25 protein-coding genes are annotated in these 24,843 nt (G+C 73.7%); 12 read left to right on the forward strand and 13 right to left on the reverse strand.

The genetic code is table 11. From position 1 onward, the window contains the following. Window positions 1–193 precede the first annotated feature (193 nt). Window positions 194–694, forward strand: coding sequence for an NADPH-dependent FMN reductase (locus tag ABZS58_RS45325; RefSeq protein WP_354790438.1), 501 nt, complete (start codon window positions 194–196; stop codon window positions 692–694). Between the two features lie 64 nt (window positions 695–758). Here ABZS58_RS45325 and ABZS58_RS45330 read toward each other — a convergent pair whose 3' ends face one another. Both ABZS58_RS45330 and ABZS58_RS45335 read right to left on the reverse strand, forming a co-directional pair. Continuing rightward, window positions 759–983 carry a hypothetical protein gene (locus ABZS58_RS45330; protein WP_354790440.1) on the reverse strand — a complete coding sequence of 75 codons (225 nt, stop codon included), beginning with the start codon at window positions 981–983 and terminating at the stop codon, window positions 759–761. A 209-nt stretch (window positions 984–1,192) separates the two neighbouring features. Next, complete coding sequence (locus tag ABZS58_RS45335) at window positions 1,193–1,648, reverse strand: Rrf2 family transcriptional regulator (protein ID WP_033359691.1); 456 nt, start codon at window positions 1,646–1,648, stop codon at window positions 1,193–1,195. Window positions 1,649–1,884: 236 nt separating this feature from the next. On the opposite strand from ABZS58_RS45335, the gene ABZS58_RS45340 reads away from it, so the two are divergent. The 3 genes from ABZS58_RS45340 (at window position 1,885) to xylB (ending at window position 5,850) form a co-directional block, all read left to right on the forward strand. Beyond that, window positions 1,885–3,093, forward strand: a complete 1,209-nt coding sequence (locus ABZS58_RS45340; RefSeq protein WP_354790441.1) for an ROK family transcriptional regulator — start codon at window positions 1,885–1,887, stop codon at window positions 3,091–3,093. Between the two features lie 187 nt (window positions 3,094–3,280). Then, on the forward strand, window positions 3,281–4,441 hold the full coding sequence (gene xylA, locus ABZS58_RS45345) for a xylose isomerase (RefSeq protein WP_354790442.1): 1,161 nt from the start codon (window positions 3,281–3,283) through the stop codon (window positions 4,439–4,441). Further along, window positions 4,438–5,850 carry a xylulokinase gene (gene xylB, locus ABZS58_RS45350; RefSeq protein ID WP_354790444.1) on the forward strand — a complete coding sequence of 471 codons (1,413 nt, stop codon included), beginning with the start codon at window positions 4,438–4,440 and terminating at the stop codon, window positions 5,848–5,850. Before xylA ends, xylB begins: the two co-directional genes overlap by 4 nt. Before the next feature lie 556 nt (window positions 5,851–6,406). Here xylB and ABZS58_RS45355 read toward each other — a convergent pair. From ABZS58_RS45355 to ABZS58_RS45370, 4 genes are all read right to left on the reverse strand, one after another. Further along, window positions 6,407–6,667 (reverse strand): DUF4235 domain-containing protein, encoded by a 261-nt coding sequence (locus tag ABZS58_RS45355; protein ID WP_354790446.1) that lies wholly within the window; start codon window positions 6,665–6,667, stop codon window positions 6,407–6,409. Further along, window positions 6,664–7,044, reverse strand: coding sequence for a DUF3618 domain-containing protein (locus ABZS58_RS45360; protein WP_354790448.1), 381 nt, complete (start codon window positions 7,042–7,044; stop codon window positions 6,664–6,666). The genes ABZS58_RS45355 and ABZS58_RS45360 overlap by 4 nt, the downstream gene beginning before the upstream one ends. Next, a complete protein-coding gene (locus ABZS58_RS45365; RefSeq protein WP_354790449.1) occupies window positions 7,041–7,520 on the reverse strand; it encodes a phage holin family protein in 480 nt (159 codons plus the stop codon). Before ABZS58_RS45365 ends, ABZS58_RS45360 begins: the two co-directional genes overlap by 4 nt. Before the next feature lie 71 nt (window positions 7,521–7,591). Then, window positions 7,592–9,073 carry an MFS transporter gene (locus ABZS58_RS45370; protein ID WP_354790450.1) on the reverse strand — a complete coding sequence of 494 codons (1,482 nt, stop codon included), beginning with the start codon at window positions 9,071–9,073 and terminating at the stop codon, window positions 7,592–7,594. Window positions 9,074–9,122: 49 nt separating this feature from the next. Here ABZS58_RS45370 and ABZS58_RS45375 point away from each other — a divergent pair, with 49 nt between their 5' ends. The 3 genes from ABZS58_RS45375 to ABZS58_RS45385 are packed head-to-tail and all read left to right on the forward strand — an operon-like array spanning window position 9,123 to window position 11,324. After that, window positions 9,123–9,944 carry a TetR/AcrR family transcriptional regulator gene (locus ABZS58_RS45375; RefSeq protein WP_354790452.1) on the forward strand — a complete coding sequence of 274 codons (822 nt, stop codon included), beginning with the start codon at window positions 9,123–9,125 and terminating at the stop codon, window positions 9,942–9,944. Then, the gene (locus ABZS58_RS45380; protein WP_354790454.1) at window positions 9,941–10,495 is read left to right on the forward strand and encodes a hypothetical protein; all 555 of its coding nucleotides are present in this window, start codon (window positions 9,941–9,943) and stop codon (window positions 10,493–10,495) included. The genes ABZS58_RS45375 and ABZS58_RS45380 overlap by 4 nt, the downstream gene beginning before the upstream one ends. A gap of 19 nt (window positions 10,496–10,514) precedes the next feature. Then, window positions 10,515–11,324, forward strand: a complete 810-nt coding sequence (locus ABZS58_RS45385) for a DUF1028 domain-containing protein (protein WP_354790456.1) — start codon at window positions 10,515–10,517, stop codon at window positions 11,322–11,324. A 54-nt stretch (window positions 11,325–11,378) separates the two neighbouring features. Here the strand turns inward: ABZS58_RS45385 and ABZS58_RS45390 are convergent, their stop codons facing one another. Both ABZS58_RS45390 and ABZS58_RS45395 read right to left on the reverse strand, forming a co-directional pair. Next, window positions 11,379–11,999, reverse strand: coding sequence for a response regulator transcription factor (locus ABZS58_RS45390; RefSeq protein WP_354790457.1), 621 nt, complete (start codon window positions 11,997–11,999; stop codon window positions 11,379–11,381). Then, window positions 11,989–13,323, reverse strand: coding sequence for a GAF domain-containing sensor histidine kinase (locus ABZS58_RS45395; protein ID WP_354790459.1), 1,335 nt, complete (start codon window positions 13,321–13,323; stop codon window positions 11,989–11,991). Before ABZS58_RS45395 ends, ABZS58_RS45390 begins: the two co-directional genes overlap by 11 nt. Window positions 13,324–13,448: 125 nt before the next feature. On the opposite strand from ABZS58_RS45395, the gene ABZS58_RS45400 reads away from it, so the two are divergent. The 3 genes from ABZS58_RS45400 to ABZS58_RS45410 are packed head-to-tail and all read left to right on the forward strand — an operon-like array spanning window position 13,449 to window position 15,560. Continuing rightward, window positions 13,449–14,123: an SDR family oxidoreductase gene (locus ABZS58_RS45400; RefSeq protein WP_354790461.1), complete on the forward strand. Its 675-nt coding sequence runs from the start codon at window positions 13,449–13,451 to the stop codon at window positions 14,121–14,123. After that, window positions 14,120–15,157 (forward strand): S-adenosylmethionine:tRNA ribosyltransferase-isomerase, encoded by a 1,038-nt coding sequence (locus ABZS58_RS45405; protein ID WP_354790462.1) that lies wholly within the window; start codon window positions 14,120–14,122, stop codon window positions 15,155–15,157. Before ABZS58_RS45400 ends, ABZS58_RS45405 begins: the two co-directional genes overlap by 4 nt. Window positions 15,158–15,203: 46 nt before the next feature. Then, the gene (locus ABZS58_RS45410) at window positions 15,204–15,560 is read left to right on the forward strand and encodes a hypothetical protein (RefSeq protein WP_354790463.1); all 357 of its coding nucleotides are present in this window, start codon (window positions 15,204–15,206) and stop codon (window positions 15,558–15,560) included. A gap of 250 nt (window positions 15,561–15,810) precedes the next feature. Here the strand turns inward: ABZS58_RS45410 and mug are convergent, their stop codons facing one another. Then, window positions 15,811–16,389 (reverse strand): G/U mismatch-specific DNA glycosylase, encoded by a 579-nt coding sequence (gene mug / locus ABZS58_RS45415; protein WP_354790464.1) that lies wholly within the window; start codon window positions 16,387–16,389, stop codon window positions 15,811–15,813. 44 nt (window positions 16,390–16,433) lie between these two features. Here mug and ABZS58_RS45420 point away from each other — a divergent pair, with 44 nt between their 5' ends. After that, window positions 16,434–16,853 carry a RidA family protein gene (locus ABZS58_RS45420; RefSeq protein WP_354790465.1) on the forward strand — a complete coding sequence of 140 codons (420 nt, stop codon included), beginning with the start codon at window positions 16,434–16,436 and terminating at the stop codon, window positions 16,851–16,853. Between the two features lie 57 nt (window positions 16,854–16,910). Here the strand turns inward: ABZS58_RS45420 and ABZS58_RS45425 are convergent, their stop codons facing one another. Then, window positions 16,911–17,582: a pentapeptide repeat-containing protein gene (locus ABZS58_RS45425; protein WP_354790466.1), complete on the reverse strand. Its 672-nt coding sequence runs from the start codon at window positions 17,580–17,582 to the stop codon at window positions 16,911–16,913. A gap of 331 nt (window positions 17,583–17,913) precedes the next feature. Between ABZS58_RS45425 and hrpA the strand changes: the two genes are divergently transcribed. Next, window positions 17,914–21,723 (forward strand): ATP-dependent RNA helicase HrpA, encoded by a 3,810-nt coding sequence (gene hrpA, locus ABZS58_RS45430; RefSeq protein WP_354790509.1) that lies wholly within the window; start codon window positions 17,914–17,916, stop codon window positions 21,721–21,723. On the opposite strand, the gene ABZS58_RS45435 is transcribed toward hrpA, so the two are convergent. The 3 genes from ABZS58_RS45435 to ABZS58_RS45445 form a co-directional block, all read right to left on the reverse strand. Beyond that, window positions 21,693–22,895 carry an MFS transporter gene (locus tag ABZS58_RS45435; protein ID WP_354790467.1) on the reverse strand — a complete coding sequence of 401 codons (1,203 nt, stop codon included), beginning with the start codon at window positions 22,893–22,895 and terminating at the stop codon, window positions 21,693–21,695. The genes hrpA and ABZS58_RS45435 overlap by 31 nt on opposite strands. A 50-nt stretch (window positions 22,896–22,945) precedes the next feature. Beyond that, entirely contained in the window at window positions 22,946–24,076 is a 1,131-nt protein-coding gene (locus ABZS58_RS45440) for a hypothetical protein (RefSeq protein WP_354790469.1), read from the reverse strand. Window positions 24,077–24,265: 189 nt separating this feature from the next. After that, the gene (locus ABZS58_RS45445) at window positions 24,266–24,808 is read right to left on the reverse strand and encodes a hypothetical protein (RefSeq protein WP_354790470.1); all 543 of its coding nucleotides are present in this window, start codon (window positions 24,806–24,808) and stop codon (window positions 24,266–24,268) included. Window positions 24,809–24,843: the final 35 nt, after the last annotated feature.

The raw sequence follows: 24,843 nt of genomic DNA on the forward strand, positions 1-24,843 counted from the left end.
TCAGTTGACCTTGGAGACTTTGTCTCACCCTGACGAGACAAAGTCTCCAAGGTCAACTCGGCCTTGCCGGCCGTCTGGCCGGCGGGCGCGCTGGACCGGTGCGGGGTGCCCGCATGCACGCTCGACAGCAGGTGTTCGCAGGTTCGGGGTTTTCGCTATTTCCGATCGTTTCGATAGGAGATAGACTCGGAGAATGATCGTCGTGCTCTCGGGGAACCCGCGTCCGCACTCCCGGACGCTGCACCTGGCGGAGGAGGTCGGGGCCGCGCTCGCGGACCGGCTCGGCCAGCCGGTGCCGCACACCATCGACGTGGCCGCCCTCGGCACACGGCTGCTGCAGACCGGCGACGGCGCGGTCGCCGACGCGCTCGGCAGGCTGCGGCGGGCCAGCGTGCTGGTGGTGGCGACGCCGACGTACAAGGGCACGTACACGGGCGTCCTGAAGGTCCTGCTCGACCAGCTCCCGGCGGAAGGCCTCAAGGACGTCGCCGCGGTGACCGTGGTGACCGCCGGGGTCCGCCCGCAGGCCGACGCCACCGAGCGTCACCTGCGCGAGCTGCTGGGCGAGCTCGGCGCGGTGCCCGTGACCCCGGGCCTGGCCGTCGTCGAGTCGGAGCTGGCGAACGCGGGGACCGCCGCCGCCGAGTACGTGGCCCAGGTCGGCGACGGGTTCACCGCCGGCGCCACCACCTGACAGCGCCGCAAAAGCCAGGACACGGGCAAGGCGACGGGCGGCGACCGGCGAACGGCGAAGAGGGTCAGCGCCCGATGAGGGTGCCGGCCATGGCGAGCGGCGAGTCGTCGGCGATGTCGGCCTGGTCGCTCAGCACGTTCAGCGAGCGGGCGATGCTCACCAGCGCGTAGGTCTGCGTGACCTGCAGGGTCCGGTCCATCTGCAGGTCGTCGGCCATGTCCAGCTCGTCGCGGATGGCGTGCAGGAAGCCCTCGGCCGCCTGCAGGTAGGGGTCGTGCGCCTTAGACATGACCTGAGCGTAGGTCCGGAACCGGCGGCCCACCCCCGGTTCCGGGACTTTCAGCGGGGCCGCCGCGCCGGGACGTCCGGTGAGGCCCGCCCGGCTAGGGGCGGCCGGCGAGGTGGCCGGGTCTGCGGCGGCGTGGTGAGCCGCCGGACGTGGGCGGGCATGACCCCCGCCCGGGCGGGGGCGTCCGGCGAGGTCGCCGGGCCGGGGCGTCAGCGCGGCTGCCAGGCCTGCGGCGGCGTGGTGAGCCGCCGGACGTGGGCGGGCATCCGGCCGCGGACCACGTCGGCGAGGCTGACCTCGTCCAGGACGTTGCGGACGGCGGCGCGGACCGCCACCCACAGCTGCTGCAGGTGCTCGGCGGTGCCGGAGTACATCGCCTCCTCCGGCCGGACGCCGCGGACCTCGGCGAGGGGGCCGTCGACGGCGCGCAGGACGTCGCCGACCATGATCTCCGACGGCTGGCGGGTCAGGACGTAGCCGCCGTCGACGCCGCGCTGGCCGCGGACGAGGCCCGCCCGCCGCAGGTCGCCGAGGACCGCCTCGAGGAACTTTCTGGGCATCTCCTGCTCGTCGGCGAGCCCGGCGGCCGACACGACCGCGGGATAGGCGGCCGCCAGGCCGAGCGAGGCGCGCACCGCGTAGTCGCCGCGTGCCGAGATGTGCATGGCAAAGACTGCCTTCCCGCTTCAGAGCATCGCCGGGTCAACGGCAGGCGCCGGAGTCTGCCGCGAGGCTACCTTCGCAAAGCTAGCCGGTGGGGAATGTCCGATACCAATGTAGGGTGCGCGCTCAGGCGTGATCGCCGGGGTAGCGTTGTCGGATTATGCGACCAGACGAACGCGTGGGTGAGCGCTCATCCGAGCCACCCGCAGAGCCCAGGCGCGGCGCCGATCACAACGTGATGCGCGAGGTCAACCGTTCGCTGGTGCTGGCGCTGGTCAAGGAGGGCGGGCCGGTCTCCCGCGCGAGCATCGCCCGGTCCACGACCCTGGCGAAGCCGACGGTGTCCGCGATCGTCGACGAGCTGATCGCCGAGGGCCTGGTCCGCGAGATCGGGCCGGGGTCGACCGCGGTGAGCGGCGGGCGCCCGCCGATCCTGCTGGAGTTCAACGCCCGCTCCCAGCTGGTGGTCGGCGCCCACATCGGGGCCCGGCGCACCACCGTGGCGATCGGTGACGCCGCGGGGGAGGAGATCGCCCGGCGGGAGTTCCCGACTCCGACGGCGCTCGCCACCGGTACACCGGCCGTGGCGCCGGCCGACGCGCTGCGGATGGTGGCCGCCGAGGCGCGGGCCGCGATCGAGAGCACGGCGCTGCCGACCGCCCGGCTCGCCGCCGTCGGCGCGGTGCTGCCCGGGCTCACCGACTTCCACACCGGGGTGTGCCTGCTGGCGCCCAACCTCGGCTGGCGCGACGTGCCCGTCCGCGACATCCTCGCCGCCGAGCTCGGCGCGCCCGTCTACGTGCACAACGCCGGCCAGGCCGCGGCGGTCGCCGAGAACCTGGAGGGCGCCGGCGGTCGCGTCGGTGACCTGGCGCTGCTGTACGCGGGCACGGGCCTCTCGGCCGGTGTCCTGTCCGACGGCAGGGTCTTCCACGGCGTCGGCGGCACGGCGGGCGAGATCGGGCACAACGCGGTCCCCGGCAACGAGGAGCCGTGCAACTGCGGCAACGTCGGCTGCCTGGAGACGGTCGCGTCCGGCCCGGCGATCGTCCGCGCGGTCCGCAGGGCCCTGGAGAAGGGCGCCGCGTCGAGCCTGGCGGACCTGGACACGTTCGACGCGCGGGACGTCACCGCGGCGGCCCGGGCCGGCGACGCCCTCGCCGCGTCGGTCATCGCCGAGGTCGGCGAGCACCTGGGTCTCGCCGCGTCGTGGCTGATCAATGCGTACAACCCGGCGGTCGTCGTCGTGGGCGGCGGGCTGGCGCCGATCGGGGACCTGCTGCTGGACCCGCTGCGGGCGGCGGTGGCGCGGCACGCCCTGGCGCCGGCGCTGCGCGGCGTCGAGATCCGCGCGTCGGTGCTCGGTCCGGACGCCGAGGTGCGGGGCGCGGTCCTTCTGGCGCTGCAGCACTCGGAGACCTACTACCGGGTCGTCTTCCGCGCCTGAAGGCCGTCGATGGCAGGGCCGTGAGCCGCGTTCCGCGGATTCTCGCAACCGTACGTCCCGATTGAACCGGATATTTCAGGATAGGTGGGTACGTGCAAACGGGTTAGTTCTGATATTGAACTAACCCCCTCCATCGGCGTAGGGTGCTAACCGTCCGCCAACGAACACCCCGCCTAAGAGGTATTCCATGAACGATTACCAGCCCAGCCGCGCCGACAAGTTCTCGTTCGGGCTGTGGACCGTCGGCTGGCAGGCCCAGGACGTCTTCGGCGGCCCGACCCGAGCCCCGCTCGACTCCGTCGAGGCCGTCCACCGGCTGTCGGACCTCGGCGCCGCCGCGGTCACGTTCCACGACGACGACCTGTTCCCGTTCGGCAGCGACGACGCGACCCGCGACCACCTGATCTCGCGGTTCAAGGACGCGCTCAAGGCGACCGGCATCCGGGTCGAGATGGTCACCACCAACCTCTTCAGCCACCCGATCTTCAAGGACGGCGGCTTCACCTCCAACGACCGCGCGGTCCGCCGGTTCGCGATCAAGAAGGTGCTCCGCAACATCGACCTCGCGGCGGAGCTCGGCGCGGAGACCTACGTGCTGTGGGGCGGCCGCGAGGGTGCCGAATCCGGCGGGGCCAAGGACGTGTCGGCGGCGCTCGACCGGTACCGCGAAGGCCTCGACCTCCTCTGCGCCTACGTGCGGGACCAGGGCTACGACATCCGCTTCGCGCTCGAGCCGAAGCCCAACGAGCCCCGCGGCGACATCCTGCTGCCGACGATCGGCCACGCCCTCGCGCTGATCTCGACCCTGGAGGAGCCCGACCGCGTCGGCCTCAACCCCGAGGTCGGGCACGAGGAGATGGCGGGCCTCAACTTCGCGCACGGTATCGCTCAGGCGCTGTGGCACGGCAAGCTCTTCCACATCGACCTCAACGGTCAGCACGGTCCCCGCTTCGACCAGGACCTGCGCTTCGGCGCCGGCAACCTGCGCGGCGCGTTCTGGACCGTCGACGTGCTGGAGACCGGCGGGTACACCGGCTACCGCCACTTCGACTACAAGCCGCCGCGCACCGAGGACTACGACGGCGTGTGGGAGACCGCGCGCGCCTGCATGCGCAACTACCTGATCCTCAAGGAGCGGGTGGCGTCGTTCCGGGCCGACCCGGAGGTCGCCGCGGCCCTCGAAGCGGCCCGGGTGAACGAGCTCTACGAGCCGACCCTGGGCGAGGGCGAGACGATCGAGTCGCTGCGCGCCGAGGAGTTCGACGTCGACAAGCTCGCCGCCCGCGGTGGCGCGTTCGAATACCTCGACCAGCTGGCGATGGAGCACCTGCTGGGCGTCCGGTCATGACCCAGCGACTGGTGGCGGGCGTCGACACGTCCACCCAGTCGACGAAGGTGCTCGTCTGCGACGCGGACACCGGTGCGGTCGTGCGGGAAGGTCGCGCCGGGCACCCCGACGCGACCGAGGTCGACCCGGCCCACTGGTGGCGGGCGTTCGGCGAGGCCACCCGGGACGGGCTCCTCGACGGCGTCGCGGCGATCGGGGTCGGCGGGCAGCAGCACGGCATGGTGCTGCTCGACGAGGCCGGCGACGTCGTGCGCGACGCCCTGCTGTGGAACGACACGCGTTCCGCCGGCGCGGCCACCGACCTCATCGCCGAGCTGCCCGGCGGCGCCGCCGCCTGGGCCGCCGCCACCGGCCTCGTGCCGGTGGCCAGCTTCACCGTGACCAAGCTGCGGTGGGTCGCCGAGCACGAGCCGGCCAACGCCGCCCGCGCCGCAAGCGTCCTGCTGCCGCACGACTGGATCACCCACCTGCTGCGGGCGGACCGGTCCGGCGGCCCGACCACCGACCGCGGCGACGCGTCCGGGACCGGCTACTGGTCGCCGGAGTCCGGGACGTACCAGCCGGAGCTGCTGCGGCTGGCGTTCGGCCGGGACCTGGCCGTGCCGCGGGTCGCCGGGCCGGCCGAGGCGGTCGGCGAGACCGTCGCCGGTGCCCTTCTTGCGCCGGGCACCGGCGACAACATGGCCGCGGCCCTCGGGCTCGGCCTGCGCCCCGGCGACGTGGTCGTGTCGCTCGGCACCTCCGGCACCGTGTTCGGGGTGTCGGAGCGGCCGGTCACCGACACCAGCGGCACCGTCGCCGGGTTCGCCGACGCGACCGGCCGGCACCTGCCGCTCGTCGCGACCCTCAACGCGGCGCGGGTGCTGTCGGCCGCGGCCGCGCTGCTCGGCGTCGACCTGTCCACATTGGACGAGCTGGCCCGCTCCGCGGCGCCGGGGGCGGGCGGCCTGACGCTGCTGCCGTACCTCGACGGGGAACGCACCCCGAACCTGCCCGACGCGCGGGGGCTGCTCAACGGCCTCACCCGCGGCAACGCCACCCCGGCGAACCTGGCCCGGGCCGCCGTCGAGGGGATGCTGTGCGGTCTCGCCGACGGCATCGACGCGGTGCGGACCCTCGGGGTGCCGGTCGAGCGGGTCCTGCTCATCGGCGGTGCGGCGGCCTCCGCCGCGGTCCGCGAGGTCGCACCGGCGCTCTTCGGGGTGCCGGTCGCGGTGCCGGACCCGGGGGAGTACGTCGCCCTCGGCGCCGCCCGGCAGGCCGCGTGGGTCCTCGACGGAGGCGCGGAAGCGCCCGCCTGGCAGGTGCCGGGAACGGCGACCGGGACACAGGCCGTGGCGGAGAGCCCGGCGCAGACCCGCAAGGTGTACGCCGACGTGCGGGACAGGGCGCAGGCGCTGCTGCGGTAAGAGGCTGCCCAAGGGTGTTTGGTGAGGCGCCCGGTGGTGGCGGGCCGGGATGTTGTTGGTGCATCCCGGCCCGGACCCGTTCTTCCCCGGCATCCTGCCCTCGCCGCCCGGTGGTGCGTCCGTGCGTGGCGGCCGTGCGTCCGTGCTGTGCGTTCGTGCTGTGCGGCTGTGCGTCCGTGCTGTGCGTCCGTGCGATGTCGCGGTGCTGCCGGGTGTGGCGGTCGCGATGCGTGACCGGGGTTCCGGTGCCGAGCCGTCCGCCCGACGGCCCGGCACCGGACTCCCGCGCGCCGGTTCCGCTCCCTCGTGCGGGGCCGGCGCTGGATCACGTTCGCAGGACAGACTCTGGGCCGTCCGTGTTGCGCGGAACGGTTCCGGGCCGGGAGCGCATGCGTTGCCGGGGCACGCCGGATGACACCGTGTCCACCGGCCGGAGGACACGAAGAAGGGCCTCCCCGGCTGGGGGAGACCCTTCTCACGTCCGAGCGGAAGCCGGTCCGAGCGGAAGCCGGTCCGAGCGGAAGCCGGTCTGAGCGGAAGCCGGTCTGAGCAGGCGTCAGTCGGGCCAGTCGCCGGTGAGGCGGCGGACGCCGGCGGCGCCGCCGCGGTCGATCGCGGCCTTCACCACGGCGAAGATCGCGCCCTGCAGCGCGGCGGCGGCGAGGACCTCGCTCCAGCCGTACTCCCGGGACGTCGCCTGCGGCGCCTCGTCCTCGCCGGCCAGCCGCTTCCAGACCTGCTTGAACACGAACCCGGCGGCGACGCCGCCGGCCACGCTGAACGCGATGCTGAACGGCTTGTACAGGACCTTGTTCACTCGCGCCCCTTCCGGTATCCGACCAGGGCCACGAGGACCAGCAGCCCCGAGGCCACCACCCACGGCGCCGGGCGCTCCCGGACCGACCGCACCATCCGCTGCAGCGTGAGCTCCAGTGACCGGCGCGGGTGGGTCCGCAGCTCGCGACCCGCGTACGCGGCGTTGACCGCGACCTGCTCGACACCCTCCCGCATCCGCAGCTTCGCGGCCGTCACCGATGTGGAGACGACCTCCTGCGCGCGGGTCTTCACGTCCGCCTTGGCCGCGAGGGCCTCGACGGTCTCGCCGAGCCCCGCCCGGGTCCGGGCGATCTCCTGGCGGAGCGCCTCAGGGTCGGTCGGGGTGGCGTGTCCGTTCGTCGAATGCGTGGCCGTCATCGGTGCCCCCGGTCCTTCACGGAGTGGGTGATCGTGTCGATGTCGGCCTTGACGCTGGCGACCGCGTCCTGCGGCACCGGCGGCACGGCCTTGCTCACCTGCGACTTGCCGAGCAACGCGAGGATCCCCGCGACCACCAGCAGGGCCACACCGACCAGCAGCGCCGACAGCCACGCCGGCACGACCGCCGCGAGGGCGATGATGACGGAGGCGAGGACGGCACCCACGCCGTACATCGCGACGAGGCCGGCCCCGCCGAACATGCCGACGCCCACCCCGGCCCGCTTGCCCTTCTGGGTCAGCTCGACCTGGGCCAGCTTCAGCTCGTCCCGCACCAGGGTGGAGATCTGTTCGGCGGCCAGTTTGACCAGGTCCGCGGTTGAGCGGTGGTCGGTTGCCGAGGTGGCAGTCGCCGGGATCGGCGGGGACTGCACGCGCGGCGCGGTGGCCGGCCGGTCGTTCACGGTGTGCGTCATGGCTTCTCCTCTCGCCCGCAGGTACCTGTTTCCCCGTGAACGCCCGGGTTAACCCATGTCACCCGGCACCGTCACCCCGCCGCCCCCGCTGCCGAAGAGGCCACCTCGGGACCGGGCACGGCGGTCTCTTCGGCAGCGGGGCGGGCCCGCTGCGGCAGGAGGAACGACAGGGCGGCGGCGAGGGCGAGCAGGCCGAGCTCCAGCCACAGCACGTGCCGCAGCCCGTCGTCGAAGCGCGGCCCGGCCCACGTGAAGAACGCGGTGCCGAGCGCCGCGACGCCGATCGCGCCGCCGACCTGCTGGGCCGCGGTCAGCGTGCCGGACGCCGAGCCGACCTCGTGCTCGTCGACGCAGGCCAGGACGATGTCGAAGTACGGCGCCATCGAGCAGCCCATGCCGACGCCGATCACCAGCAGCGCCGGCAGCAGCGCCACGGACGAGACCGGGCCGTCGACCACCGTCAGGGTGGCCAGCAGCGTGACGACCCCGGCGGCGAGGACGGCGGTGCCGCCGACGAGGAGCCGCCGGCCACCGAACCTGGCGCTGAGCACGTGCCCGGCGACCGCCCCGGCGGCGGTGCCGAACGCCCACGGCGACTGGGTGAGACCCGCGCGCAGCGGCGAGAAGCCCAGCCCGAGCTGGAGGTACACGCTCAGGATCAGGGTGAGGCCCATCAGTCCGGCGAAGAAGATCAGGCCGACGAGCAGGCCCGCCGTGAAGCGCTGCTTGGCGAGCAGGCTCGGCTCGATCAGCGGGCTGCGCCCCGTGCGGTGCAGGCGCCGCTGGTACACCTGGAACAGCAGGAACACGGGGACGGCCAGGGCCACCATGGCCCACGACCACCAGGGCCAGCCCAGCTCGCGGCCCTGCACCAGGGGGAAGACGAGCAGCAGCAGCGAGCCGCTCAGCACGGCCGTGCCGGCCAGGTCGAGCCGCGGCCGGGGATCGGTGCCGCCGCCGCGCGGCAGGACCAGCCAGGCGCCGATCAGGGCGGCGACCCCGACCGGCAGGTTGATCAGGAAGATCATCCGCCAGCCGGTGCCGAAGAGATCGGCGTCGACGAGGACGCCGGCGAGGATCGGGCCGCACACCGCGGACAGGCCCATCACCGGGCCGAACGCGCCGAACGCGGCCCCGACCTGCTCCGGCGGGAACGCGGCCCTGATCAGGCCCAGGCCCTGCGGGATGAGGACCGCGCCGGCGAGGCCCTGCAGGATCCGGCACACGACGAGCGTGACCGGGCCGGGCGCGACGGCGCACAGCAACGACATGAGGGCGAAGCCGGCGGCGCCGGCGAGGAACATGCGGCGGCGCCCGAAGATGTCGCCGAGCCGCCCGCCGCTGACCAGGCCCACGGCGAACGCCAGGGTGTAACCCGCCGAGAGCCACTGCAGGAAGGCCGTGCCGGCGCCGTCCAGGTCGGCGCGGATGGACGGGCCGGCGATGGCGATGACCGTGGCGTCGAGGAGATCCATGACCTCGGCGGCGAGGACCACGGCGAGCACGGCCCAGCGCCATCGGTACGGCGTTTTCGAACACTGTTCGTCTGTCACGAACACTGTTCTACGTACGAACGGTGTTCGTGTCAAGTAGGATTGGCAGGTGCCAGCCCGAGCCGTCTCCGAGTCCAGCGCGCCTGCCGGAGCAGGTCTGCCGGCGCCGCCCTGGAAGGCCCGGCGCAAGGCGCCCGCGGCCCGGCAGCCGCTCAGCGCGGAGGCCGTGATCGAGACCGCGCTCCGGCTCGTCGACAAGGACGGCCTCGACGCGCTGAGCATGCGGCGGGTGGCCCAGGAGCTGGGGACCGGGCCCGCCTCGCTGTATGCGTATTTCGCCAACAAGGAGGAGCTGCTGGAGCAGCTGCTCGACCGGGTGATCGGCGAGATCCCCCCGCCGGTCGCTCCCGCGCCGGCGCGGCAGGGGGACTGGGCGGCGGTGGTGAAGCGGAGCTGCTGGGACAGCCGGGCCGTGTTCCTCGCGCACCGTGACCTGGTCAAGGTCGCCCGGGCGAACATTCCCACGGGGCCCAACTCGCTGCGGTACACCGAGGCGATGCTCGCCGTGCTGCGTGGCGCCGGCATCCCCGACAGGATCGCCGCCTGGGGCATGGACCAGATGTCGCTGGTGATCGTCGCCGACGCCGTCGAGTCCGCGATCCACGTCAGCCACGGCCGGCAGACGGAGGCGGACGCCGAGCCCTATCTGGCGCAGGTCCGGGAGTATTACGGCTCGCTGCCCGCGGACCGCTTCCCGAACCTCGTCGCGATGGCGCCGGCGATGACGGAGGGCAGCGGCGACGAGCGCTTCGCCTTCGCGATCGACCTGATGGTCGACGGGCTGGCGCGCTTTGCCCGGCCCGGGGCGACGGCGGGGGCACCCGTTGTGCTTGAGTCAGGTGTGGACGGCGTGGACGGGGGCGGGGCATGACGGCGATCGTGGGGTTGGTGCACACCGGGACCGTGTACATCGGCGGCGACAGCGCGGGCGCGTCGGGGTGGAGCCTGACCGTGCGCGCCGACAGCAAGGTGTTCCACAACAACGGCTACCTCTTCGGGTTCACCACGTCGTTCCGGATGGGGCAGCTCATCCGGTACGCGCTGAAACCCCCGAAACCCGTCGGCGACATAGAGCGTTTCATGGCGACACGCTTCATCGACTCGGTCCGCGAGGCGTTGAAGACCGGCGGCTGGGCGCGCCGCGACAGCGAACGCGAAGAGGGCGGCACGTTCCTCGTCGGTGTGAAGGGGCGGCTGTTCACCGTCCACGACGACTACCAGGTCGCCGAAGCGGCCGACGGGTATGCGGCGGTCGGCGTCGGCGACGAGATCGCGCTCGGGGCGCTGTTCGCGACCGCCGGGTCCCGGATGGCGCCGCAGCGGCGGGTCGAGGTGGCGCTGCGGGCGGCGGAGCGCTTCAGCGCCGGGGTGCGGGGGCCGTTCGTCTGCCTGTCCCAGCCACCGGGCACCCTGCCGTCCTGAGTCCTTTACGGTAGGCGCCATGACGTTCTCGATCGTGGGCCGGTCCGCTGACGGGCTGTCGCTCGGTGTCGCCGTGGCCAGCAAGTTCCTCGCCGTCGGGGCCGCCGTCCCCGCCGCGGAGGCCGAGGTCGGGGCACTGGCCACGCAGTCGTTCGCGAACCTCGCCTACCGGGTGCAGGGCCTGGCGATGCTGCGCACCGGGACGGTCGCCGCGGACACGGTCGCCGGGCTCACCGCCGCCGACCCGGGGCGGGCGACCCGGCAGCTCGGCGTCGTCGGGCGGGACGGCGCGGGCGCCACGTTCACCGGCGACGAGTGCTTCGCCTGGGCCGGTGGGGTCGCCGGGGACGGATACGCGATCCAGGGCAACATCCTCACCGGGCCGCAGGTCGTGCGGGACATGGAGGCCGCCTGGCTCGCCGCACCCGGCGCACCCCTCGCCAGGCGGTTGCACGCCGCGCTCGCCGCGGGCGACCGGGCCGGTGGCGACAGCCGCGGCCGGCAGAGCGCCGCGCTGCTCGTCGTGCGCCGCGGCGCCGGGTACGGCGGGCTCAGCGACGTCGAGGTCGACCTGCGTGTCGACGACGACCCCGATCCGGTGACCCGGCTCGGGGGCCTGATCGACCTGTGGGAGCTGTACTTCGGCAGACCCGACCCGGCGACGCTCCTGCCGCTGACCGGTGCGCTCGCCGGTGAGGTGACGCAGCGCGTCACCGCGCTCGGCTTCGCCGACCTGGCCGGCTGGGCGGGCGTGGAGAACCTGGAGGAGCGTCTCGTCGACGGCGCCATCGACCCGCTCGTCCTGGCCCGCCTGCGCGCGGCGGGTTAGCCCCGCGAAGCCCGGCGGCGGTTCCCTCGCTGGGCGCCGAACCGGGCGATCGCTTCAGCCGAGGCCTGAGCGGACGGCGTACAGGGCGGCCTGGGTGCGGTCCTGCACGCCGAGCTTCATCAGGATGGCGCTCACGTGCGTCTTCACGGTCTTCTCCGCCAGGCCGAGCGTGCGGGCGATCTCCCGGTTGGACCGGCCGCGGGCGACCTCGGCGAGGACCTCCCGCTCGCGGGCGGTCAGGTGGGCGGACTCCGGCGGCGGGCCGCTGTCGGAGAGCAGCCGCGCGACGTCGGGGTGCAGCAGCACGTGACCGGCGTGCACGGCGCGGATCGCGGCGGCCAGGGCCGGCGGGTCGATGTCCTTGTACACGTAGCCGGCGGCGCCGGCCCGCACCGCGGGCAGGACCGCGGCCGGGTCGGTGAAGCTGGTGATGACCAGCACCTTGGGCCGTTGCAGGGCCTGCAGGGCCTCGACGCCGTCGCCGCCGGGCATCTTGAGATCGAGGAGGATCACGTCCGGGGACGTCGCCTCCGCGGCGGCGACGCAGGACGCGGCGTCGTGGGCCTCGCCGACGACCACGATGTCGTCCTGCAGGTCGAGGAACGTGCGCAGGCCCTGCCGCACCACCGGGTGGTCGTCGACGACCAGGACCCTGATCGGGGTGTCAGCAGCCACCTGGGACCTCCATGGTGACGGTGGTGCCGGCGCCGGGCTTCGACGTCACGGTCAGCCTGCCGCCGACGCTGCGGGCGCGCTCGCGCATCGAGGCGAGGCCGAGCCTGCGCTGGGCGCCGGGTGGTGTGCCGGCGTCGAACCCCGTCCCGTCGTCGGTGACGCGGAGGGTGAAGCCGCGCCCCGACCGCTGCAGGTGGATGTCGACGTGGCCGGGACGCCCGTGCCGGAGGGCGTTGTGCAGGGCCTCCTGGGCGACCCGGTACGCCGCCTCCTGCCGCTCCCCGGACAGCGTCGGCAGCTGGTCGCCGGTGAACCTGATCCGGGCGTCGTGGACCCGGTCGAGGAGCTCGGCCTGCCGCCGCAACGCCGTGGCCAGGCCGTCGCCGGCGAGGTCGGCCGGGCGCAGACCGACCACGACCGACTTGAGCTCGGCGGTCACGTCGGCGGCGAGGCGGCGCACGGTGTCCAGCTCGGCGATGGCGCGTTGCGGGTCCCGGGTCACCAGGGCGGCGGCCGCCTCGGCGGTGAGCCGGAGGCTGAACAGCTTCTGGGTCACCGCGTCGTGCAGCTCCCGCGCGATCCGCTGGCGCTCCTCCACGATGGACAGTTCGCGGCCGCGCTCGTACAGGCGGGCGTTGACGATGGCGATCGCGGCATGGGCGGCGAGCAGGCGCAGCAGCTCCTCGTCGCCCGCGTCGAACCCGCCGTGTCCCGGCTCCGGGCGGCGTTCGTCCACGTCCGGGCGGCGCTTGCCGGCGGCGGCGTGGCGTTCGTCGGCGTCGCGGCGGCGCTTGCCGGCGTCCGGGCGGCGTTCGTCCGCGTCGGGGTGGTGTTCGTCCGCGTCGGGGTGGTGTTCGTCGGGGTCGGGGTGGCGGTTGCCGGCGTCCGGGTGGCATTCGTCGGCGTCGGGGCGGCGCTTGTTGGCGAGGAAGATCTCGCCGAGGATCTCGTCGCCGTCGACGATCGGCATGCCCAGGAAGTCGACCATCTCCGGGTGCGCGGCCGGCCAGCCCTCGAACCGGGGATGCGACCGGATGTCTGCCGAGCGGACCGGGCTCGGGTCGCGCAGCATCGCCCCGAGCAGCCCGTGCTGCCGGGGCAGCGGGCCGATCGCCCGCCACTGCGCGTCGGACAGGCCGTCGGCGAGGAACTCGCGGAACGACCCGTTGCCGTCGGGGATCCCCAGCGCCGCGTATTCGGCGTCCAGGAGCCGCCGGGCGGACGCCACGATCGTCTGGAGCACCTCGCGGACCGACAGGTGCGCCGTGACGGCCAGGACCGCCGCGCTGACCTCGCGGAGCTCGTCGCGGTCACAGGCGGCCATGGCTCCGACAGTACCGACGCCGCGGCCGCAACCGCGTCGGCTCTTGGACCTAGGTCCAAAGACCTGCGCTGTCCCCGGTCCCCGGCCCGATGGCGGGGGGCCGGGCGCTGCCTAGCGTCGGTGCCATGCCAACTGCCATCATCACCGGCGCCTCCCGGGGACTCGGACAGGCGCTCACCACCGCCCTGGCGGCGGCCGGCTGGACCGTCGTCATCGACGGCCGGACCCTTTCCGCCGAGCCCGCGGAGCCCGCGGAGCCCGCAGAGCCCGCCGGGGTGGTGATCCGGGTGCCCGGGGACGTCACCGACCCCGCGCACCGGGCCGCGCTCGTCGAGGCGGCGCTCGGCACCGGCCGCCTCGACCTGCTCGTCAACAACGCCGGCATCCTCGGGCCCAGTCCGCAGCCGCCGCTCGCCGACTATCCACTCGCGACACTCCGCGACGTGTTCGAGGTCAACGTCGTCGCGCCGCTCGCCCTGACCCAGCTCGCGCTGCCGGCACTGCGCAGGCACGACGGCGCCGTCGTCACCGTCACCTCCGACGCGGCGGTCGAGGCGTACGCGGGCTGGGGCGGCTACGGCGCCGCCAAGGCCGCCGCCGAGCAGGCCAGCAACGTGCTCGCGGTCGAGGAGCCGGCCGTCCGCGTGTGGTGGGTCGACCCGGGCGACCTGCGCACCCAGATGCACGCCGAGGCGTTCCCCGGCGAGGACATCAGCGACCGGCCGCTGCCGGAGACCGTGACCCCGGCCTTCGTCGACCTCGTCACCGCGCGGCCCGCGTCGGGGCGGGTGCGGCTGTGACGGTCGCGATGACCTCGCTCGACTTCGTGCTGCCGGCCGCGCTGGAGGCGCACGAGCCGCCGGAGGCGCGCGGCACCGCCCGCGACGGGGTGCGGCTGCTCGTCGGGCAGGGCTCGTCGGTCGGCCACCACCGCTTCACCGACCTGCCCGACCTGCTGCGCGCCGGCGACCTGCTGGTCGTCAACACGTCCGGCACACTGCCCGCGTCCGTGGCGGTGGTGGGCACGCGGCTGCGGGTCCACTTCTCGACGAGGCTCGCCGACGGACGCTGGCTCGTCGAGGTCCGCGACGCCGGCCTCCGCCCGCACCCCGGCGCGCCCGGACCGCTGCGGCTGCCCGGCGGCGCGACCGTCACCCTCGAAGCACCCTATTCGCGGGGCAGGCTGTGGTTCGCCTCCGTCGGCACCGGGATTCCCATGATCGAGTTTCTGCGCCGGTACGGGCAGCCGATCCGCTACCCGTACGTGCGGCGGCGGTGGCCGATCGAGGCGTACCAGACGGTGTTCGCCACCCATCCGGGCAGCGCGGAGATGCCGAGCGCGGCGCGGCCGTTCACGGACAGGGTCGTGACCCGCCTCGTGTCGGCGGGCGTGCAGATCGCGCCGCTGGTCCTGCACACCGGGGTGGCCTCGCCCGAGGCGCACGAACGCCCGTATCCGGAGTGGTTCCGCGTACCGCCGGCGACCGCGCGACTGGTCAACGACGCGCGTGCCGGCGGCGGCAGGATCATCGCGGTCGGCACCACGGCGGTCCGCGCCCTGGAGACGGTCGCCGGGCCCGACGGCCGGGTCGTCGCCGGCGAAGGCTGGACCGACCTGATCGTCACCCCGGACCGCGGCGTCCGGGCCGTGGACGGGCTGCTCACCGGCCTGCACGAGCCGAAGGCGTCGCACCTGGACCTGCTCGCCGCGGTCGCCGACCGGGACCTCCTCGCCCGCTGCTACGCCGAGGCGGTGCGGGACGGGTACCTCTGGCACGAGTTCGGCGACGTGAACCTGCTGCTGCCGTCGCCTCTGCCGTCGCCGTTGCCGTGAGTCACGGGTGCGGGAAAGTGTCGGGGGGTGGGGTTAGGGTCGCGGCATGACGATGCGATGGTCGGGCGCGTCGGCCGGTGACGTCGCGGCCGCGGTGGAGGAGTTCGCCCGCAGGGTCGGCGTGTTCGACCCGCCCGGCGGCGACGGCGCGGGCGGCGTCGAGCTGCGGGTCGGCGGCGGGGCGCCGGTGTCGCTCTCCCCGGGGTCGGCGCGGGCGTTCATCGAGGCGCTGCGCGCATATCAGGACCCGCGGGACCGGGGGACGTGCGACCACTGCGGCGGCCCGAGACTCGACGACAACTTCGTCTGCGCCGACTGCGGTCAGCCGAGCGGCCTGTTCGGCCAGCTGCTGCGCGAGCGCGCCGCCCGGTTCGAGGGCCCGCCCGGCGAGCTCAGCGGCTGACGCGCGATCGCTGCACGGCGTCAGCAGGACCGCGGACCCGGCTGAGATCGGAGGTCTGGCGGGTCGCGTCACGGCACGAGCAGGGCGGCGGACTCGGCCGGGCTCGACGGGCGCGCCGGGGACCGCTGCGCGGCGTGACGCGGGTGGCCGGGTTCGGTGGGTGCGCCGGGGACCGCTGCGCGGTGTGACGCGGGTGGCCGGGGTCCGCAAAGAGGGCGATCCCGACCGGGGAAGCCGGCCGAGGCCGAGGTCATCGCCGCGGGGTGACCCGGCGCTGCCGTGTGGCTTCCCGCAGGAGGGCGAACTCGGCGGCGAGCCCGTCCAGCGTGAAGTGGGCGTTGAGGCCGCTCGGGTTGGGCAGGATCCACAGCCGCGCGCCGCCGAAGTCCTGCTCCTGCGGACCGACCCGGACCCGTTGCGCGCCGAACGCCGTCCGGAACGCGGTCACGCCGAGCACCGCCAGCCAGGCGGGTGCGAACCGTTCGACCTTCGACTTGAGGATCGCCCCGCCGGCGGTCAGTTCGTCGCGGGACAGTTCGTCCGCGCGGGCGGTGGCCCGGGCGGCCAGGTTGGTGATGCCCAGCCCGAGGTCGATGAGCTGGTCCTGCTCGGACGGGCGGAACTGTCGCGGGGTGAAGCCGCTGCGGTGCAGGGCCGGCCAGAAGCGGTTGCCGGGGCGGGCGAAGTGGTGCCCGGTCGCCGCCGACCACAGCCCGGGGTTGATGCCGCAGAGCAGGACGCCGAGGCCCGGCGCGATGACGTCCGGCAGCAGGTTGTCCACCGCGGCGGCCAGTTCCTCGCGGGTCGGCCGGCCCTCACGCAACGCCATGCCGACAAGGATGCCAGCGGTGGCGGTCCACTACCGTGGCGCGTATGAGTGAGCGGCGGTTGATCTCCAGCGGGTCGACGTTCGAGCGGGAGATCGGATACTCCCGGGCGGTCGTGGACGGTGACTGGGTGCACGTGTCGGGGACCACGGGCTTCGACTACGCGTCGATGACGATCTCCGACGACGTGGTAGCGCAGGCGCGGCAGTGCTGGGTCAACATCGACGCCGCGTTGCGGGAGGCCGGCGCCGGTGTCCGGGACGTGGTGCGGGTGCGGTATCTGCTGCCGGACGCCGCCGACTTCGAGCCGTGCTGGCCGGTGCTGCGCGAGTGGCTGGGCGAGGTCCGGCCGGCCGCGACGATGCAGGTGTGCGGGCTGTCCGACCCGCGGATGCGGATCGAGATCGAGGTCACGGCCCGCCGCGGCGGCAGCCGCGTCGCGCAGGGCCTGGGCTGGCCCAGATGACCGCGCAGGGCCTGGGCCGGTCGGGAGGCCGGTCGGGAGGCCGGTCCAGATGACCCGCTAGGAGGGGTCCGACAGCCTGATGTCCAGGGCGGCGGCGAGGGCGCGGGACAGCGTGATCAGGTCGGCGGTGCTGACGGTGGCGCCGGCCAGGCTGGTCACCCCGCCGATGCCGGACAGGTCGCAGTCGGTCAGCCGGGCGCCGGCCATCGTCGCGGCGGAGAACTGGGCGCCCGTCAGGTCGCACCGGGCGAACGTGACGCCGGACAGGTCGGCGCCGGTGAAGTCCGCGCCGGACAGGTTGCAGTCCTCGAAGACCACCGCGCCGAACGTGGTCGCGCGGAACACCGACAGGTCGATGCGGCAGTCGCGCAGCGTCACGTCACGCAGGACCCCGTCGAGCCACTGCAGGCCCGTCAGCCGCGAGTCCTTCACCGCCACCCGGAGCAGCGACGACTGGTCGCCGTGCAGGTTGGCGAAGTTCGAGCTCTCGACCAGGCAGTCGGTCAGCGACACCTTGACGAACGCCGTGCCGCTCAGATCGACGCGGTTGAAGCGGCACTGCTGGAACTCCGCGCCCTTGGCCGACCGCCCGGCCAGCTCCAGGTCGTAGAAGCCGAGCCCGGTGTAGGTGTCCTCGTCGCGGAGGTCGTCCTCGTCGACGGTCGCCAGCTCCAGCGCCTTCGGCGGCCTGGGCTTCGCGGGCACGGCGGGTCTGCTCGGGGAGGGCATGGATGTGACGTTAGTGGCAGGAGTGACGACTTGCCGAGGGGGCGACACGGCCGGAAAGTCCAGGTAGCGGAAAATCACCGGGCAATCGCGGCGACGCGTGCCTATTCTTGCGAGCGTTATGTCTGACGTGCCCCAGCCCTCCAGCCAGACCGAGCCCCGCAGCGAGGGCGACGGGCCCTCTGCCGATCCACCAAAGGCGGGCTTGCCCGGTCGGAGGAGCGGAAAAGGGCCGAACCGGCGACCCCGCCGGGAGCAAGCCGCCGTGCAGGAGCCGCCCAACGCACCGGATCTCGGCGTGCTGCGTGAGTTACGGGCCCGCCTGAGCGGGCTCATGCCGCAGGACCAGCACCGGCTGCGCCGCCGCATCGAAGGCGCGAAGAAGTCCCCGCACGCCGCCGCCATCGCCGAGGCGATCCGCGCCGACGTGGAACGCGCCGAGCAACGCGTCGCCGCCCGCAAGGCCGGGACGCCGAAGATCACCTATCCGGAGCAGCTGCCGGTCAGCCAGCGCAAGGACGACATCCTCGCCGCGATCCGCGACCACCAGGTCGTCATCGTCGCCGGCGAGACCGGCTCGGGGAAGACGACCCAGCTGCCGAAGATCTGTCTCGAGCTCGGCCGCGGCGTCACCGGGCAGATCGGCCACACGCAGCCCCGGCGGATCGCGGCGCGGACCGTGGCCGAGCGCGTCGCGGAGGAGCTGGGCAGCGAGCTCGGCGCGACCGTCGGGTTCAAGGTCCGGTTCTCCGACCAGTCCGGCGACCAGACGATGGTCAAGGTGATGACCGACGGCATCCTGCTCGCCGAGATGCAGCAGGACCGCCTCCTGCGGCAGTACGACACGCTGATCATCGACGAGGCGCACGAGCGCAGCCTCAACATCGACTTCATCCTCGGGTATCTGCGGCAGCTGCTGCCCCAGCGCCCCGACCTGAAGGTGATCATCACCTCGGCGACCATCGACCCGGAGCGCTTCTCCCGGCACTTCGGCGACGCCCCGATCGTCGAGGTGTCCGGCCGCACGTATCCGGTCGAGGTCCGCTACCGCCCGATCGAGGCGCCCGACGAGGGCGAGGAGGAGCGGGACCAGACCGACGCGATCTGCGACGCCGTCGAGGAGCTGCAGGCCGAGGGCCCCGGCGACGTCCTGGTGTTCCTCAGCGGCGAGCGCGAGATCCGCGACACCGCCGACGCCCTCGCCAAGCTCGACCTGCGCAACACGGAGATCCTGCCGCTGTACGCCCGGCTGTCCTTCGCCGAGCAGCACCGGGTGTTCCAGTCGCACCAGGGCCGCCGCGTCGTGCTCGCCACGAACGTCGCGGAGACGTCGCTGACGGTCCCCGGCATCAAGTACGTCGTCGACCCGGGCACGGCCCGCATCTCCCGGTACAGCCACCGGTTGAAGGTGCAGCGCCTGCCGATCGAGCCGGTCTCGCAGGCGTCGGCGAACCAGCGCAAGGGCCGCTGCGGCCGCACGTCCGACGGTGTCTGCATCCGGCTGTACAGCGAAGAGGACTTCGACGGGCGGCCTGAGTTCACCGACCCGGAGATCCTGCGGACGAACCTCGCGTCCGTCATCCTGCAGATGATCTCGCTCGGCCTGGGTGACCTGGCCGCGTTCCCGTTCATCGACCCGCCGGACCGCCGCAACGTCAGCTCCGGCGTGCAGCTGCTGGAAGAGCTCGGCGCACTGGAGAGCGGCCAGCGGCTCACGGCGCTGGGCCGGCGGCTGTCGCAGCTGCCCGTCGACCCGCGCCTCGCCCGCATGGTCCTGGAGGCCGAGCGTAACGGCTGCGTCCGCGAGGTCATGGTCATCACCGCCGCACTGTCCATCCAGGACCCCCGCGAGCGGCCCGTGGAGAAACAGGCGCAGGCGCAGCAGCTGCACGCCAGGTTCGCCGACAAGGACTCCGACTTCCTCGGCTACGTCAACCTGTGGAACTACCTGCAGGAAAAGCAGAAGGAGCTGTCCAGCAACCAGTTCCGCAAGCTGTGCAAGGCCGAGTTCCTCAACTACCTGCGGGTCCGCGAGTGGCAGGACATCTTCAGCCAGCTGCGCTCGGTCCTGCGGAGCATGGACGTGGTGCCGAACGAGGAGCCGGCCGCGCCGTACAACATCCACGTGTCGCTGCTCGCCGGCCTCCTGTCGCACATCGGGCTGAAGGACGCCGAGAAGAGCGAGTATCTCGGCGCCCGCGGCGCGAAGTTCGCGGTGTTCCCCGGCTCGGCGCTGTTCCGCAAGACGCCCCGCTGGGTGATGGCGGCCGAGCTGGTCGAGACGACCCGGCTGTGGGCGCGGGTCGCGGCCCGGATCGAGCCCGAGTGGATCGAGCCGCTCGCGCAGCACCTCGTCAAACGCAACTACAGCGAGCCGCACTGGGAGAAGAAGGCCGCGGCCGTCATGGCGATGGAGAAGGTCACGCTGTACGGCGTGCCGATCGTCAGCTCCCGGAAGGTCAACTACGGCCGGATCGACCCGGCGCTGTCCAGGGAGCTGTTCATCCGGCACGCGCTGGTCGAGGGCGACTGGGAGACGCACCACGCGTTCTTCGCCAAGAACCGGCAGCTGCTCGAAGAGGTCGAGGAGCTCGAGCACCGGGCCCGCCGCCGCGACATCCTCGTCGACGACGAGACCCTCTTCGAGTTCTACGACCAGCGCATCGCCGAGGACGTCGTCTCCGGGCGGCACTTCGACAGCTGGTGGAAGCAGACCCGCCGGGACCAGCCGGAGCTGCTCACCTTCGACCCGGCGATGCTCGTCAACGACACCGCCGGCGGCGTCGCGAAGGACCAGTACCCCGACGCGTGGGAGCAGGACGGGCAGCGGTTCACGCTGACCTACCAGTTCGAGCCCGGCGCCGACGCCGACGGGGTCACCGTCCACATCGGGCTGCCGCTGCTCGGCCGGGTCCGGGACGCCGACTTCAGCTGGCAGGTGCCCGGACTGCGCGAGGACCTCGTCACGGCGCTCATCAAGTCGCTGCCGAAGGCGCTGCGGCGCAACTTCGTCCCGGCCCCCGACACCGCCCGCGACGCCCTGGCGGGGATGCCGGTCCGCGACGGGCACCTCCTGGAGGCCCTCGAGCGGGAGCTGCGCCGGCTGACCGGGGTGACGGTCCCGCGCGACGCGTGGGACCTGACCAAGGTGCCGGAGCACCTGAAGATGTCGTTCCGGGTCGTCGACGACGGCGGCGCGGTCCTCGCCGAGAGCAAGAGCCTGCCGCAGCTGCGGGACCGGCTCGCGCCGAAGGTCCAGGCGACGGTGGCGGAAGCGGCGACCGACGTCACCCGGACCGGCAGCACCACCTGGGACTTCGGCACGCTGCCGCGGAGCCTGTCGCGGACCGTCGCCGGGCACACCCTCACCGTCTACCCGGCGCTGGTCGACGAGGGCGCGTCGGTGGCGGTCAAGGCCTTCGACCTGCCCGCCCGGCAGCGGCACGAGATGTGGGCCGGGACCCGCCGCCTGCTGCTGCTGGCGCTGCCGCCGGCGGCGAAGTTCGTCGGGGGCCGGCTGTCCAACGAGGCGAAGCTCGCCCTGAGCCGCAACCCGCACCGCAACGCCGTCGACCTGCTCGACGACTGCGCCGCGTGCGCCGTCGACCAGCTCATGACCGACGCCGGCGGGCCCGTGTGGGACGGCGAGGCGTTCGCGAAGCTCCGCGACAAGGTCCGCGCCGACATGGTCGACCTGACCCTCGAGGTCGTCGGCAACGTGCGCCGGATCCTCGGCGCCTCCTACGACGTCGAGCAGCGCCTCGCCCGCACGAAGAACCCGCTGCTCCTGCCGGCGCTCACCGACATGCGCGGGCAGCTGGGGCGGCTGGTGTACCGCGGGTTCGTGACCGACACCGGCTGGCAGCGGCTCCCGGACCTCGAACGGTACCTGCGCGGCATCGAGAAGCGCCTCGAGAAGGTGCCGACGGACACCGCCCGCGACCGGGACCGCATGGCCACCGTGCAGGAGGTCCAGCGGGAGTACGACCAGCTGGTCGCCAGCATGACGATGAGCCCCGAGCTGCGGGAGATCCGCTGGATGATCGAGGAGCTGCGGGTGGGGCTGTTCGCGCAGGCGCTCGGCACCGCCTACCCGATCTCCGACGTGCGCATCTACCGGGCGATGGACGCGCTGCCGGACTGACGGTCGCGGGCGGCGCGCGGCCGGACCGCCGGGGCCAGCACGGCCACGGCGGCGGCCAGCACCGCGAGGGTCAGCAGCGCCCGGCCCATCCCGATCACGTCGGCGAGGGCGCCGATGAGCGGCGGGCCCACCAGGATCGACCCGTAGCCGATGGTGGTCACCAGCGCGATCGACTCGGCGGGCCGCCCGGTCTCCCCGGCGGCGCTCACCGCGGCGGGGAACACCAGGCACACCCCGGCGGCCCACAGCAGCGCCCCGGCGTAGGTCAGCGGCAGCCACGGCGACAGGACCGTGACGAGCACGCCGGCGACGCCGAGGACGCCACCCACCCGCACCGCGCCGGCCCTGCCGAGCCGGGCCGCGACGGGTGTACCGGCGAAGCGCACGACCGTCATCGCGGTGGCGAAGACCGTGTAGCCGAGCGCCGCCGACGCCTCCGACAGCCCGCGGCCGGTGTGCAGGAACAGCGCCAGCCAGTCGGCGGCGGCGCCCTCGATGACGGTCGCGCACAACGTCAGCGCGCCGATGAGGAGCAGCGCCCGGTCCGTGACCAGCCGCCGGCCGCCGCCCGCCCCGGCCGCCCCGGGCTCACCGGCCGTCGCCCGCTCGTCGACGTACCGCGTCAGACCGGCGAACGCGACGGCGGCCGCGCACCCCGCCGCGGCCGTGAAGTGCGCGCCGGTCCCGACGTCACCGCGGGCGGCGAGGGAGCCGGCCGCCGCTCCGAGGATCGAGCCCAGGCTCCAGCAGGCGTGGTACCGCGGCATCCACTCCCGACCGGCGCGCTGGTCGACGGCACTGCCCTGGATGTTCATCGCCACGTCCCACGAGCCGTAGACCATGCCGAGCGCGAACAGCGCGACCGTCAGCTGGACCAGGTTCGTGGCCAGCCCGACGCAGCTCAGGACCGCCGCGGCGAGCACCGATGTGCCCGCGACCCACGCGCGGCTGCCGACGCGCCGGCAGGCGTGCCCGGTCAGCGGCATCGACAGCAGCGACCCGATGCCGAGCGCGAGCAGGGCCCGGCCGAGCTCACCGGCGGTGATGCCGAGGCTTGCGACGACCGCCGGGATCCGCGACACCCACGTGCCGAGCAGCGCGCCGCTGGCCGTGAAGACGAGGGCCGTGCCGAGTGCCGCCTGCCGCATCGAGGTGGACCGATCGCTGCGCATCGCCCAATGGTGCCCGCCGTGGCCTGATCCGGCCATCCGGCGCGGTCAGCTCACAGGTCGTCGGGCCTGCGCATGATGATGGTCTGGTCGTTCGCACCCGGTCCGGGCCCCGGTGCCCCCGCGGGCGGTCCTGCCGGCGGCGGGAAGGCGGGCGGTGGGAAGGCGGGCGGTGGGAAGGCGGGCGGTGGGGGAGCCCCGGCCGGCGCGCCGTAGACGCTCGGCCCACCGGGGGAGCCCTGGAAACCCGGTCCGGCGGCCGGTGACCCGTACACCCCGGGGGCGATCACCGACGTGGGGTTGTCGTTGCCGGGCATGGGCGGCAGGTGGAACACGCCCGTGTCCGGCTCGAGGCGGTCCTTGCGGCGGAAGTAGAACAGGCTGCCGACGAGCCCGAGCGCCGCGACGATGGCGACCACGCCGACCCAGAACCCGAAGCCGAGACCGCCGGAGCTGCTGACGGGCGCCTTCGTGGGGTCCTCGCGCGGGATCGCGCCGTTGCCGGCCTCCGGCGGGGCGACGACCTCGTCGGAGGTGCCGGTCGGGTCGGCGGAGGCACTCCGCGACGAGCGGGTCGACTTCGACGCACTCGGCGTGGCGCTCGCGGCCGCGACCCGGATCTTGAAGTCGTCCTTGTTGTTGCTGTCCTTCGGGTCGTTGGCGCCCTGGTTGGGTGCGAGCCTGGCGACGACGGAGCCGCCGTCGCCGTCACCGGCGGTGCGCAGGACCACCTGGATCGTGTTGCCGGCGGACGAGCCGCGGGCCACCTTCGGCAGCTGGCAGGTGGCCGTGCGCCGGTTGCCGGCGACCTGGCACGCGCCGGCCGACTCGATCTCGGTGTTCTGCGGCACCCGGATCGCCACGTTGACCGCGACGTCAACGTTGCCGTGGTTGATGATCTGGTAGCCGACGGAGACCTTCGCGCCGACCTTGCCCTGGAAGTTGTTGCCGCTCATCTTCGCCTCGATGTCCACCTCGGCGGTGGCGGCGTGCGCGGGCCGGGCGACCAGGAGCGAGCCGGACCCGCCCACGGCGACGGCGGCGACGACCCCGAGCGAGGCGACCCCGCGTGCGATCCGGCGCGCTGCCCGTGCGGTGTCCCGCCCGGTGCGCTGCCCAGAATCGGCCAGGAACCCCGCCGCGCGTGTCGCCCGGCGTGTCGTGTCCCGTGTCGTCGTGCTCATGTCACCCCCAAGCGGCCCTCGGCGGACACTAGCAGGATCCGTCAAACCTGCGTGCCGGGCGCCGGTGGCCCCGGACCCGCCGCCCGGCCGGAGCCGGTCGGACCGCCCGCGACCGGACCGGCCGGAACAGGCCGAACGCCTACGGAAGGGGCAGGTGACCGCCGCCGCGCCGCCCGAGGGTGGCATGCGTCACGCCGGCGCCGGTGGTGCGCTGACGCTCGCGAGGGCCATCAGCAGCGCGATCGCGACAAACCCGACGTAGGCCATTCTCCGGCGCCGGATCGCCTCGTACGCGTGCCACCACGCGATCGCCGCCTCGCACACCGGCCCGGCGACGAACACGCTGCTCCTGCGCCGCGGCACGAGCATCGGCGCGAGCCGGACGGCGGTGCTGACATACACGCGGCGGGCCGGCGGCTCGTGCGGATGTTCCGGGATCACCTGGATCTGCAGGTCGTCGGCGCCGAACCCGTCCTCGCCGAGGAGGAACCGCTCCGACCGGCGGGCGAAGACCCGGCCGAGGAATTCGTCGGCGGCGCTCTCGTGCCCGAGCCTGGTCCGCTGCAGCTCCAGCCAGCTCCAGCGGGTCGCGACGTCGGTGAGGACGTCGACGTACAGATGATCCGCGTCCTCCTCCCCGCCGACGACGCGCACGGCGTCTCGGCGCAACGGCTCCAGGTGGCGGGAGACGAACGCGACGTACTCGGCCGGCGGCTCCGACGTCATCCGCATCACATCATCGTCGCGGCCCGCCTCTGGAAGCGCCA

Source organism: Dactylosporangium sp. NPDC005555, from assembly GCF_040605635.1.
Lineage (GTDB): Bacteria > Actinomycetota > Actinomycetes > Mycobacteriales > Micromonosporaceae > Dactylosporangium.